This window comes from Streptomyces recifensis, assembly GCF_002154615.1.
Lineage (GTDB): Bacteria > Actinomycetota > Actinomycetes > Streptomycetales > Streptomycetaceae > Streptomyces > Streptomyces griseoluteus.
Genome location: NZ_MUNH01000394.1, coordinates 1 through 12696, shown reverse-complemented (window position 1 = coordinate 12696; position 12696 = coordinate 1). Strand labels below are relative to the sequence as shown.

11 protein-coding genes are annotated in these 12696 nt (G+C 72.3%); 6 read left to right on the top strand and 5 right to left on the bottom strand.

Features of this window, described 5'->3' with window-relative positions; genetic code table 11:
* Positions 1-94 precede the first annotated feature (94 nt).
* Together CCN33_RS20565 and CCN33_RS20560 are read right to left on the bottom strand one after the other, a co-directional pair.
* The gene (locus CCN33_RS20565; protein ID WP_208621812.1) at positions 95-835 is read right to left on the bottom strand and encodes a class I SAM-dependent methyltransferase; all 741 of its coding nucleotides are present in this window, start codon (positions 833-835) and stop codon (positions 95-97) included.
* Between the two features lie 71 nt (positions 836-906).
* Positions 907-1503 (bottom strand): DUF3043 domain-containing protein, encoded by a 597-nt coding sequence (locus CCN33_RS20560; protein WP_086695042.1) that lies wholly within the window; start codon positions 1501-1503, stop codon positions 907-909.
* A gap of 306 nt (positions 1504-1809) precedes the next feature.
* On the opposite strand from CCN33_RS20560, the gene CCN33_RS20555 reads away from it, so the two are divergent.
* Positions 1810-2607, top strand: coding sequence for a PspA/IM30 family protein (locus CCN33_RS20555; protein ID WP_086695041.1), 798 nt, complete (start codon positions 1810-1812; stop codon positions 2605-2607).
* Between the two features lie 33 nt (positions 2608-2640).
* Positions 2641-2919: a PspA-associated protein PspAA gene (gene pspAA / locus CCN33_RS20550; RefSeq protein ID WP_086695040.1), complete on the top strand. Its 279-nt coding sequence runs from the start codon at positions 2641-2643 to the stop codon at positions 2917-2919.
* On the opposite strand, the gene CCN33_RS20545 is transcribed toward pspAA, so the two are convergent.
* Positions 2920-4323, bottom strand: a complete 1404-nt coding sequence (locus tag CCN33_RS20545) for a hypothetical protein (protein ID WP_425275859.1) — start codon at positions 4321-4323, stop codon at positions 2920-2922.
* 170 nt (positions 4324-4493) lie between these two features.
* Between CCN33_RS20545 and CCN33_RS20540 the strand changes: the two genes are divergently transcribed.
* The 3 genes from CCN33_RS20540 to CCN33_RS20530 all read left to right on the top strand — a co-directional run bounded on the left by CCN33_RS20540 (position 4494) and on the right by CCN33_RS20530 (position 9658).
* The gene (locus CCN33_RS20540) at positions 4494-5714 is read left to right on the top strand and encodes a sensor histidine kinase (protein ID WP_086695039.1); all 1221 of its coding nucleotides are present in this window, start codon (positions 4494-4496) and stop codon (positions 5712-5714) included.
* Complete coding sequence (locus tag CCN33_RS20535) at positions 5711-6388, top strand: response regulator (RefSeq protein ID WP_086695038.1); 678 nt, start codon at positions 5711-5713, stop codon at positions 6386-6388. Before CCN33_RS20540 ends, CCN33_RS20535 begins: the two co-directional genes overlap by 4 nt.
* A gap of 156 nt (positions 6389-6544) precedes the next feature.
* Positions 6545-9658: an efflux RND transporter permease subunit gene (locus CCN33_RS20530; protein WP_086695037.1), complete on the top strand. Its 3114-nt coding sequence runs from the start codon at positions 6545-6547 to the stop codon at positions 9656-9658.
* 74 nt (positions 9659-9732) lie between these two features.
* Here CCN33_RS20530 and nadA read toward each other — a convergent pair whose 3' ends face one another.
* On the bottom strand, positions 9733-10917 hold the full coding sequence (gene nadA, locus CCN33_RS20525) for a quinolinate synthase NadA (RefSeq protein ID WP_086695036.1): 1185 nt from the start codon (positions 10915-10917) through the stop codon (positions 9733-9735).
* Positions 10918-11179: 262 nt separating this feature from the next.
* Here nadA and erpA point away from each other — a divergent pair, with 262 nt between their 5' ends.
* Complete coding sequence (gene erpA / locus CCN33_RS20520; RefSeq protein WP_030807593.1) at positions 11180-11536, top strand: iron-sulfur cluster insertion protein ErpA; 357 nt, start codon at positions 11180-11182, stop codon at positions 11534-11536.
* Between the two features lie 78 nt (positions 11537-11614).
* On the opposite strand, the gene CCN33_RS32150 is transcribed toward erpA, so the two are convergent.
* Positions 11615-12696 (bottom strand): hypothetical protein (locus CCN33_RS32150; RefSeq protein ID WP_086695035.1); only part of this gene is annotated, 1082 nt, incomplete at its 5' end.

Here is a 12696-nt window from a genome sequence, read left to right as displayed (position 1 = left end):
CCCACGTACGTCCCGTACGAGGACGACCCGACCGCACGCCGAGGTACCGCACCAGACGCCGCGGGCTGATCCACGAAGACCGACGAGACACCCCCTAGCCCCGCACCCCGCACAGATGCAGCAGTTCCGCGATCCCCCGGTACGGGTCGGTGCGGCACGCGCGTTCCTCGACGGCGAGGAGTGTCTCCAGGTCGTCTGGGGAGACGGGGGCGGCGGGGACGCGGCCGGCGAAGACCTGGACGCCGTACCAGGCGTGCAGCGGGGCGGCGATGCCGTGCAGGGTGGCCGTCAGGGCGGAGAGGCGGTCGGCGCGGCCCTCGGCGGCGGGCGCCGGCGGGGTGTCGCCGTCGGCCTCGGTGCGGGAGCGGGGGAGCAGGGCGGCGCTGTCCAGCGCGGCCAGCGCACCGGCCCAGTCGCCGGCGAGGCCGGGTCCCACGGCGAGGGCGTCGCCGTTGCGCACCAGCAGGGACAGCAGCCCGCCGGGCGCCAGCATCCGGGCCAGCCCGGCCACCAGCGGGTCGGGCTCCTCGACATGCATCAGCACCCCGTGGCACAGCACCACGTCGAAGCTGCCCGGCAGGAAGTGCACCCCGGTGTCCCGGCCCTCGCCCTGCACCAGCCGGACCCGCTCACGGATGCCGTCCGGCTCACCGGTCAGTGCCGCACGCGCGGCCGCGACCAGCTCCGGGTCGCGCTCGACCCCGGTGACCCAGTGGCCGAGGCGGGCCAGCCGCAGCGCCTGCGCGCCCCGGCCCATGCCGACGTCGAGCACCCGCAGCCGCCGCCCGACGGCGAAGGCGCGGGCGAGCTGCTCGTCGAGTTGCCGGGTGACCAGGCGCTCCCGGATCAGCTCGCCCGGCGTGTGCGGCCCCGTCAGGGCCGCCGTGCCGGGAACGGCGTCTGCGCTCAGGGCCGCTCTCCGCGCTTGACCTGCGGCTTGGGCAGCCGCAGCCGGCGCATCTGCAGGGAGCGCATCAGGCCGTACATGACCGCGCCCCGGCGGTTGACATCCGGGAACTTCTCGCCGAGCCGCTTGTTCAGCCGGTAGCCGCTGAAGGCGGAGTCGACGACGATCAGCACGATCACGATCAGCCACAGCAGCAGCGCGATGCTCTGGATCGAGGGCACCCGCACTACGCTGAGGACCAGGATCACGATGGCCAGCGGCAGGAAGAACTCCGCCACGTTGATCCGCGAGTCGACCCAGTCACGGGCGAACTTGCGCACCGGCCCCTTGTCCCGGGCGGGCAGGTACCGCTCGTCGCCCCCGGCGAGCGCGCGGCGCTGCCGGTCCAGGGCCTGACGGCGGTCCTCGCGCTGCCGCTTCGCGGCGTCCTTGCGGGACACTGGCGTACTGGCGACACTGCGGCGCTGGGTCTGGGCCTCACTGCGCTTCGGCGTGGGCCGACCCTTGGGGGCCTGCGGGTCGCGGGGCTGCATGGAGCCGGTCACCTGCGCCTTGTCGGCGGGTGCCTTCTCTTCCTTCGCACGGCTACGGAACACAAAACCCAAGGGTACGGGCATCACCGGCATGGACCCCAGTCCCTCGGGGAACGATCCGGCAACGCCGGACGTCTATCGGGGTACAGAGGGGACGTCCTGGGCGCTTCCCGGGCGAGTCGTACACCCGGCGGGGCGCCACCCCGGGGATCACCTACTCCTCACGCCGGAGTGGCCGGGCCGGGGCTCGTCCTTGGGGAGGAGCGCATCGCTTCCCGAACGGTGCGGTAATGGTGGCAGGGCCCGTACTGTGGGTTCTGTCGCAGGATCGGTGAGCTGGAGTCCGTCAGAAGGGGGCGCGCGAAGCCCATGAGCGGTGTCATGAAGCGTATGGGGATGATCTTCCGCGCGAAGGCGAACAAGGCCCTTGACCGGGCCGAGGACCCGCGCGAGACCCTCGACTACTCGTACCAGAAGCAGCTGGAGCTGCTCCAGAAGGTGCGGCGCGGGGTCGCCGACGTGGCGACCTCCCGCAAGCGCCTGGAGCTCCAGCTCAACCAGTTGCAGCAGCAGTCCGGGAAGCTGGAGGACCAGGGCCGCAAGGCCCTCGCGCTCGGCCGGGAGGACCTCGCCCGCGAGGCGCTGTCCCGCCGCTCCGCCCTCCAGCAGCAGGTCACGGACCTGGAGACGCAGCACGCCACCCTCCAGGGCGAGGAGGAGAAGCTGACCCTCGCGGCCCAGCGCCTCCAGGCCAAGGTGGACGCCTTCCGTACGAAGAAGGAGACCATCAAGGCCACCTACACCGCGGCCCAGGCGCAGACCCGCATCGGGGAGGCGTTCTCCGGCATCTCCGAGGAGATGGGCGACGTGGGCATGGCGATCCAGCGGGCCGAGGACAAGACGGCCCAGCTCCAGGCGCGGGCCGGCGCCATCGACGAGCTGCTCGCCTCCGGCGCGCTGGACGACCAGTCCGGCATGGCCAAGGACGACATCCAGGCCGAGCTGGACCGCCTCTCCGGCGGTTCGGACGTGGAGCTGGAGCTCCAGCGGATGAAGGCCGAGCTGGCCGGCGGCTCCTCCGGCGGCCAGCAGGCCATCGAGGGCGGGACGGCCGGTCAGCAGGCTCGGCAGCAGCCGCAGGACACCCCCCGCTTCGACAAGCAGTAGCCCGCCGCCGGGACCCGCGCCGAGGAGGCCGTAGTGATCGTACGGATCATGGGTGAGGGCCAGGTGAGGCTGGACGACTCCCGCTTCCCTGAGCTGAACAAGCTGGACGACGAACTGCTCGCCGAGGTCGAGGGCGGTGACGAGGAGGGCTTCCGGCGCACCCTGCACGCCCTGCTGGAAGCCGTCCGGAAGCTGGGCACCCCGCTCCCGGACGACTCCCTGGAGCCCTCCGAGCTGATCCTGCCCGCCCCGGACGCCACCGTGGCGGAGGTCCGGGAGATGCTCAGCGACGACGGGCTGATCCCCGGCTGATCAGCCCAGCGTGAAGAAGGTCGAGCGGGACTTCTGCCACTCCGGGTGGGTGAGGTCCTTGGCCTGGGTGCCGTCGCCGTAGAGGTCGGCGCTGCCGTCGTCGGTGATGAGCTGGACCCGGCCGCCGGGCACGTCCAGGTCGGGCACCGACACCACGGACTCCCAGCCGCCCGCGTCCGCCGTGGGCAGGTCCAGCACCTTCACCGGCTGGTGCCCGGCCACCCCGTCCCAGCGGTACAGGGCGTAGGGCGCGCTGTTGTCCTCGGCCGCCCAGGACCCGGCGACGATCAGGTACTGCCCCTTGTCGTTCCGGCGCAGATCCCGCACCGAAAGACCGCCGAGGTCCAGCTCGACCGGGGTGCCGAAGGCCGCCTTCGTGCCGCGGACCACCTGGTCCATGTTGGTCACCGGCACGAGCAGCGCCTTCCCGCCCTCGCTCGGCGGCACCAGCGGGGCGCGGAAGCTGACGTAGGCGGTGGTGGTGGAGCCGGGTGCGAACTCCAGGCCCTCCACGTTGAAGCCGTCCACCTGCTTCGGGGTCTGGCCGTCGGCGGTGGCCGCCGCGAAGCCGTACCGGTCGCCGTTCGCGTGGTCCCAGGCCACCAGGTCGTCCCGCAGCCGGTGCCCGGCGGTGCCGAAGGCCACCGAGGTCGCGGCGCCGGAGCCGGAGAGGGTGGTGGTGAAGACCGTGTTCCGGTCCGCCTTGTACACGCCGTCCTTGTTGTTGCCGAGCGAGCCGGTCCAGTACACGGTGTTCCCGACGCGGGCCGCGCCCTCGATGTCGACCTCCTTGGTGGCGCCCAGCGCGGAGGACAGGTTCCAGCTCCTCACCGGCGCGCCCGAGGCCGAACCGTCGTACAGGCGCAGGGTGTTGTCCTCGTCGTTGGCCACCAGGACGTAGCCGCCCCCCACGTCCACGGCGGCGGAGGCGTCCGAGGCGCCGGTGAGGTACCGGGCGTCGGCCGCGTGCTGGACGGCGGGGGAGGCCGCGTAGTGCAGGGTCGTGGTGGCGGACTTGCCGTCGGTGCCGGTCACCTTGAGCGTGAGGTCGGCGTACCCCTGGGCGCGGGCGGTCACCGCGACCGTACGGCTGCCGCCGGTGCCGGTGACCCGGACGTCCCCGGTGCCCGCCACCGCGCTCCGGCTGCTGCTGGACGCCGTCACCGTCAGCCCCGAGGCGTCGGCGCCGCTCTGCGCCACGGTCACGGTGACCACCGGGTCGCCACTCGCGCCGACGGCGCCGGACAGGTAGGCGGTCGAGAGCCTGATCGTCGGAGTGCCGGTGGACGCCGCGTGCACCGTGGCGGCCGGGCCGAGCACCGCCAGCAGGGCCACGGCGGTGGCGGTGGGGAGGAGACGGGAGGCGGGAGGGCGCACGGTCACTGCCTTTCGACGACGACGCATCCGGTCCGGGCGGCCCGCATGCCGACGAGAAGGCTCGGGCCGCCCGGCCAACGGCGGGCGTCCGCCACGGGTATCCCCGGCGAACACCGCCCGACACCTGACGGGCTGTTCTCCGCCCGTCCCGGTCGTCCCTTACCCGGACTTTCCCGGCGACCCGTACTGTTCACCGGGTGAGCACTCTCCGACGCGCCCGGTACCAGTTCAAGGCGCACCCCCTCACACTCGACGCGGTCATCGCGGCGGCCGTGCTGCTGTGCATGATCAGCAGTGCCTTCGCCGCACCGGACGGCGACCACGGCGTGGACTGGGGCGCCCGGCCGCCGGGCGTGGTGAGCCTGCTGCTGATGGTCCTGGCCGCCGCCGCCCTCGTGCTGCGCCGCCGCTCCGCGCTCGCCGTACTGGCCGCCACCGGCACCTTCGCGCTGATCGAGTGCGTCACCGGCGACCCCCGCGCCCCCGTGGCGATGACCACCGTCATCGCCCTGTACACCGTCGCCTCCACCACCGACCGGGCCACCACCTGGCGGGTCGGCCTGCTCACCATGACCGTGCTGACGGCCGCCGCCATGCTCGCCGGGCCACTGCCCTGGTACGCGCAGGAGAACGTCGCCCTCGTCGCCTGGACCGGCATCGGCGCCACCGCGGGCGACGCCGTCCGCAGCCACCGCGCCTTCGTCCAGGCCATCCGGGAGCGCGCCGAACGCGCCGAGCGCACCCGTGAGGAGGAGGCCCGGCGCCGGGTCGCCGAGGAACGGCTGCGCATCGCCCGCGAACTGCACGACGTGGTCGCCCACCACATCGCTCTGGTCAACGTGCAGGCGGGCGTGGTCGCCCATGTCATGGACCGGCGCCCCGACCAGGCCAAGGAGGCCCTCGCGCACGTCCGCGAGGCCAGCCGCTCCGCGCTGGACGAACTGCGCGCCACGGTCGGCCTGCTCCGCCAGTCCGACGACCCCGCCGCGCCCACCGAACCCGCCTCCGGCCTCGGCCGCCTCGACGAACTCGCCGGCACCTTCCGCAACGCCGGACTCCCCGTCCAGGTGGCCCGCGCCGACCAGGACACCGAACTCCCGGCCGCCGTCGACCTGGCCGCCTACCGGATCGTCCAGGAGGCCCTCACCAACGCCCAGAAGCACGCCGGGACCGGCGCCAAGGCCGAGGTCAGCGTCGTACGGGTCGGGCCGAACATCGAGGTCACGGTGCTGGACGACGGCGCCGGGGCCACCGGGGCGACCGGCACCGGCGGCGGGCACGGGCTGCTCGGCATGCGCGAGCGGGTCACCGCGCTCGGCGGCACCCTGACCACCGGCCCCCGGTACGGCGGCGGCTTCCGCGTCCATGCCATCCTGCCGGTCCAGACCCGCGCCGGGGCCGAGAGGAAGCCCGTATGACCATCCGCGTCCTGCTCGCCGACGACCAGGCGCTGCTGCGCAGCGCGTTCCGGGTGCTGGTCGACTCCGAGCCCGGCATGGCCGTGGTGGGCGAGGCGTCCGACGGCGCCGAGGCGGTCCGACTGGCCAAGGAGTGCGCCGCCGACGTCGTCCTGATGGACATCCGGATGCCCGGCACCGACGGCCTGGCCGCCACCCGCATGATCGGCGCCGACCCGGCCCTGGCCCACGTCCGCGTGGTCATCCTGACCACCTTCGAGGTCGACGACTACGTGGTACGGGCGTTGCGCGCGGGCGCCGCCGGGTTCCTCGGCAAGGGCAGCGAGCCGGAGGAGCTGCTGACCGCGATCCGGCTCGCCGCCAGCGGGGAGGCGCTGCTGTCCCCGGCCGCCACCAAGGGCCTGATCGCCCGCTTCCTCGCCCAGTCCGACGCCCCCGCCCCCGATCCGGCCCGGCTGGCCAGGCTCGACGCGCTCACCGTCCGGGAGCGCGAGGTGCTCGTGCTGGTGGCCGGCGGCCACTCCAACGACGAGATCGCCGAGCGGCTGGAGGTCAGCCCGCTCACCGTGAAGACCCACGTCAACCGGGCCATGGCCAAGCTGGGCGCCCGCGACCGGGCCCAGCTCGTCGTCACCGCCTACGAGTCCGGGCTGGTCCGCCCGAGGTCGGACTGAGCTCCGGCCGCCCTACTGCGCGGGGAGTACCGGCCCGCCCCGGAAATGGACCTGGGGGCTACGGGTCGGCCCCCGAGGATGGACCAGGGTGTGGGGTGGGCGCACAGACGCGTCCCGCCGCAGCTTCTGCCGCTCACAGAAGAGAGACCCTCTCCCATGTCCTGGCTGTCCCGTTTCAGCCTCGCGCAACGGGCCCTGATCGGCCTGATGTCGCTCATCGCGCTGGTCTTCGGACTCATCGCGATACCCCAGATCAAACAGCAACTGCTGCCCACCATCGACCTGCCCATGGTCTCGGTGATCGCCCCCTACCAGGGCGCCTCGCCCGACGTGGTGGAGAAGCAGGTCGTCGAGCCCATCGAGGACAGCCTCCAGGGCGTCGACGGCGTCACTTCCGTCACCTCCACCGCCAGCGAGGGCAACGCCGTGATCATGGCGTCCTTCGACTACGGCAACGACACCAAGCGGCTCGTCACCGACGTCCAGCAGGCCGTCAACCGGGCCCGCGCCCAGCTCCCGGACACCGTCGACCCCCAGGTCGTCTCCGGCTCCACGGACGACATGCCGACCGTGGTGCTCGCCGCGTCCTCCGGCACGGACCAGCAGGCGCTGGCCGACAAGCTGGACCGTACGGTCGTCCCCGCGCTGAAGGACATCGACGGTGTCGGCCGGGTCCAGGTCACCGGTGTGCGCGACCTCCAGGTCGCCGTCACCCCGGACGACGCCAAGCTCGCCAAGGCGGGTCTCAGCCCGGCCGCGCTCATCCCGGCGCTCCAGGCGGGCGGCGCGTCCGTCCCGGCGGGCTCCTTCGACGAGAACGGCGCCAACCGCACCGTGCAGGTCGGCGGCGGCTTCACCTCGCTGGAGGAGATCAGGAACCTGCGCGTCGCGGGCCAGGGCGGGGCTGGGCCCGTACGCCTCGCCGACGTGGCGACCGTCGCGGAGCGGCCGGCCCCGGCCGACTCGCTGACCCGTACGGACGGCAAGCCCAGCCTCGCCGTCAACGTCACCATGGACCACGACGGCAGCGCGGTCGCCATCTCCGACGCCGTGGAGGACCAGCTTCCGAAGCTGCGGGCCGACCTCGGCAAGGACGCCAGGCTCACGGTCGTCAGCGACCAGGGGCCGGAGGTGTCCAAGGCCATCGACGGCCTCACCACCGAGGGCGCGCTCGGCCTGCTGTTCGCCGTGCTGATCATCCTGGTCTTCCTGGCCTCGGTCCGCTCCACGCTGGTCACCGCGGTCTCCATCCCGCTCTCCGTGGTGCTGGCGCTGCTGGTGCTGTGGACGCGCGGTCTCTCGCTGAACATGCTCACGCTGGGCGCGCTGACCATCGCCATCGGCCGGGTCGTGGACGACTCGATCGTGGTGCTGGAGAACATCAAGCGGCACCTGGGCTACGGCGAGGAGCGCAAGGAGGCCATCCTCGGCGCCGTCCGCGAGGTCGCCGGCGCGGTCACCTCCTCCACCCTCACCACGGTCGCCGTCTTCCTGCCGATCGGCCTGGTCGGCGGCATGGTGGGCGCACTGTTCGGCTCGTTCAGCATCACCGTGACGGCCGCCCTGCTGGCCTCGCTGCTGGTGTCGCTGACCGTGGTGCCGGTGCTGTCGTACTGGTTCCTTCGCGCCCCCAAGGGCACCCCCGAGGACGCCGAGGAGGCCCGCCGCCGGGCCGAGGAGAAGGAGGCCAACAGCCGCCTCCAGCGCCTCTACGTCCCCGTGCTGCGGTTCGCCACCCGGCGCCGGCTGGTCAGTCTGCTGATCGCGGTCGTCGTGCTGTTCGGAACCTTCGGGATGGCCGGGCTGCTGAAGACCAACTTCTTCGACCAGGGCGAGCAGCAGGTGCTCACCGTCAAGCAGAAGCTGAAGCCCGGCACCAGCCTCGCCGCGACCGACGCGCAGGCCCGGCGGGTGGAGAAGCTGCTCGGCGGGATCGACGGCATCAAGGACTACCAGGTCACCGTCGGCTCCTCCGGCTTCATGGCCGCCTTCGGCGGCGGCACCGACACCAACCAGGCGTCGTACCAGGTCATGCTGAAGGACTCCGGCTCCGCCGCCGACGTGCAGCGCCAGCTGGAGGACGGGCTGAAGAAGCTGGACGGGGCGGGCACCGTCACCGTCTCGGCGGGCGCGGCCTTCGGCAACCAGGACCTCAGCGTCGTGGTCAAGGCCGCCGACCCCGCGACCCTGCGCACGGCGGCCGAGAAGGTGCGCTCCACCGTGGCCGGTCTTGACGACGTCACCGACGTCACCAGCGACCTCGCGCAGAGCGTGCCGCGCATCTCGGTGCGGGCGGGCGCCAAGGCGGCCGCCGCCGGGTTCGACCAGCAGAAGCTCGGCGCGGCGGTCGCGCAGGCGGTGCGCGGTGTCCCGGCGGGCAAGGCCGTCCTGGACGACACCGAGCGCGACATCGTCGTACGGTCCGCCCACCCGGCCGCCACGCTGGCCCAGCTGAAGAGCCTGCGGCTCGGTGCGGTGAAGCTCGGTGACATCGCCACCGTGAAGCTGGTCGACGGGCCGGTGTCCATGACCCGGATCGACGGTCAGCGCGCGGCGACCGTCACGGCCAAGCCGACCGGGGACAACACCGGCGCGGTCAGCGCCCAGCTCCAGTCGAAGATCAAGGCCCTGAAGCTCCCGGCGGGCGCCACGGCCGAGATCGGCGGGGTCTCCTCCGACCAGGACGACGCCTTCAAGAACCTGGGTCTGGCCATGCTGGCGGCCATCGCCATCGTGTTCATGCTGTTGGTGGCGACGTTCCGCTCGCTGGTCCAGCCGCTGATCCTGCTGGTCTCCATCCCGTTCGCGGCCACCGGAGCGATCGGCCTGCTCATCCTCACCGGCACCCCGATGGGCGTCCCGGCGATGATCGGCATGCTGATGCTCATCGGCATCGTGGTCACCAACGCGATCGTGCTGATCGACCTGATCAACCAGTACCGCACGCAGGGGTACGGGGTCGTCGAGGCCGTCGTGGAAGGCGGCCGCCACCGGCTCCGCCCGATCCTCATGACCGCCCTGGCGACGATCTTCGCCCTCCTCCCGATGGCGCTCGGCGTCACCGGCGAGGGCGGCTTCATCGCCCAGCCGCTGGCGGTCGTGGTGATCGGCGGCCTGATCACCTCCACCCTCCTGACGCTCCTCCTCGTCCCGACGCTGTACGCGATGGTGGAGCTGCGCAAGGAGCGCCGAGCGGCGAAGAAGGCGGCGAAGCGGGTTCCGGAGACCGAGCCGAGCGGCTCGGACGAGCCGGAGAAGGCCGGAGTCTGACCGGCACCACACGGGCAAAGGCCCGTCGGACACCCACGAGGTGTCCGACGGGCCTTTGTCGTACGGGGGGAAACCTACGGCAGCGCCAGCATCCGCTGCAGCGCCAGCTTGGCGAAGGCCTCCGTCTCGCGGTCGACCTCGATGCGGTTGACCAGGTTGCCCTCGGCCAGGGACTCCAGGGTCCAGACGAGGTGGGGGAGGTCGATGCGGTTCATGGTGGAGCAGAAGCAGACCGTCTTGTCGAGGAAGACGATCTCCTTGCCCTCGGGCGCGAACCGGTTGGCCAGCCGCCGGACGAGGTTCAGCTCGGTGCCGATGGCCCACTTGGAGCCGGCCGGGGCAGCCTCCAGGGTCTTGATGATGTACTCCGTGGAGCCGACGTAGTCCGCCGCGGCCACGACCTCGTGCCGGCACTCGGGGTGCACCAGGACGTTCACGCCGGGCACCCGCTCGCGCACGTCCTCGACCGACTCCAGGCTGAAGCGACCGTGCACGGAGCAGTGCCCGCGCCACAGGATCATCTTCGCGTCCCGGAGCTGCTCGGCGGTGAGTCCGCCGTTCGGCTTGTGCGGGTTGTAGAGGACGCAGTCCTCCAGGGACATCCCCATGTCCCGGACGGCGGTGTTGCGTCCGAGGTGCTGGTCGGGCAGGAACAGCACCTTCTCGCCCTGCTGGAAGGCCCACTCCAGTGCCCGCTCGGCGTTGGAGGAGGTGCAGATGGTCCCGCCGTGCTTGCCGGTGAACGCCTTGATGTCCGCGGAGGAGTTCATGTACGACACCGGCACGACCTGCTCGGCGACGCCCGCCTCGGTCAGCACGTCCCAGCACTCCGCGACCTGCTCGGCCGTGGCCATGTCGGCCATCGAGCAGCCGGCCGCGAGGTCCGGCAGGACGACCTTCTGGTCGTCGGTGGTGAGGATGTCCGCCGACTCGGCCATGAAGTGCACACCGCAGAACACGATGTACTCGGCGTCCGGACGGGCGGCCGCGTCACGGGCCAGCTTGAAGGAGTCACCGGTGACGTCCGCGAACTGGATGACCTCGTCCCGCTGGTAGTGGTGGCCGAGGACGAAGACCTTGCTGCCGAGCTTCTCCTTGGCCGCGCGGGCGCGCGCCACGAGGTCCGGGTCGGACGGCTCGGGCAGATCGCCGGGGCATTCGACGCCCCGCTCGCTCCTCGGGTCGGCCCCGCGGCCGAGCAGCAGCAGGGCGAGCGGAGACGGCTGTACGTCGAGCTGCGGGGTCTGGGCGGTGGTCACGGCACCTACCCTTTCTACTTTTCGTCTAACTGACGTTATCTATCATAACCGCTTCACGTCACTTTGACGACGGCCATTGCGTCCATGTGACGTGAATCCCGGCTTCTCCGGCACCGGGCCGCTGCCTCCTCTTCCGCCCGTGTGCGAGCATGAAGTGAGAGCGAAACGCGGCCAGACGGACCGCCCGGCCCGGAATGAATCGGCCGGCGCGCCGGTTGCACTGGTCGGAAAGCAGTCTCCGTACAACTTGGGAGAGATGTAGATGTCCGTATCGGACGAGACCAGCACCGTCACCGACGGCATCATCGTGACCGACGCCGCCGCGGCCAAGGTCAAGGCGCTGCTCGACCAGGAAGGCCGGGACGACCTCGCCCTGCGGGTGGCCGTCCAGCCCGGCGGCTGCTCCGGTCTGCGCTACCAGCTCTTCTTCGACGAGCGCTCGCTCGACGGCGACGTCGTGAAGGACTTCGACGGCGTCAAGGTCGTCACCGACCGCATGAGCGCCCCGTACCTGGGCGGCGCCACGATCGACTTCGTGGACACGATCGAGAAGCAGGGCTTCACGATCGACAACCCGAACGCGACGGGCTCCTGCGCCTGCGGCGACTCCTTCAGCTAGAACCGGCCCCACAGCCGCGACACGACGGCGGCGGCCCCTCCAGGCGAGGGACCGCCGCCGTCGTCGTGTGCGGAGGTGTCAGCGGGACAGCGGGCTCTGCTCCGCCTCCGGCACCCGGTCGCCGTCGGCGCCGACCACCGCGCGGTCCCCGAGGGGGGCGTCCAGAGTGACGGTCCGGACGTACTCCTTGCCGATCGCGACGCAGTTGCCCGGCCGGCGCTGCTCGGTGACCGTGACCGTCACCCGGCCCGCGCTCTCCCGCGCCGCCGCGCGGTACTCGGCGCACACCCCGCCCAGGAAGCGCACGGTCAGCTTCCGGCCCTCGGCGCGGTAGCCCGCCACCGTCACCCCCCGCTCCTTCGGCGCCTCGGCCGACGGGGTGGGGGAACCGAGGTACGTGGGGTCGACCGCCGGATGCGCCACCGTGAAGGCGCCGCGGGCCGCCGAGCCGCGCACCTCGAACAGCCAGGACGGTACGAGGGCCTGGCGGCCGTCCACCGACTGCGCGGCCAGTCCGAACACCGCCTTCTCGACCGTCACCGCATCGCCCTTCGGCGCGGCGGGGGAGCCGGTGGACGCTCCGCACGGCTGCTCCAGGCGGTCCTTCAGCGGCACCGGGCTCGCGCACCCGCCGATGCCCATCCGGTGGCCACCGGCGGGCTGCTCGTTCATCAGCTTCACCGTGTCGGCCGCGCCCAGCACCGGGTAGGTGTCGCCCTTCGTGAGCCGCGCCAGCATGCCGTGGCCGCCGACGATGTCGCCCTTCTCGTCCACGGTCAGACCGGTCGTCCAGCCGTAGGTGGGCAGACCGTCCACCACCGGGTCGGCGTTCACCACCCGACGGCCGCCCATCACCTGGCTCGCGTCGATCTTCGCGTCGTCCTGTCCCAGCGCCTTCAGCACCGGCCGGGCCACCCGCTCCGCCTCCGCCGCGCCGACCGGCTCGTCCGCCGGGGCGGCGGGGTCCTGCGCACAGACGGTGATCTTGCGGCAGTTGTCGGTGCCGGGCGCGTCACGCGTGTACGACCAGTCCGCGCCGGTGACCCGCAGGACCGGCCCGCCCTCCCGCTCGCCGGCCCGCCAGCCGACGCCGTCGGCCACGGGCGTGCCGTCGATCCCCCACGCCTCGGCCAGGCGGGCGACCTCGTCCTTGCCGGCCT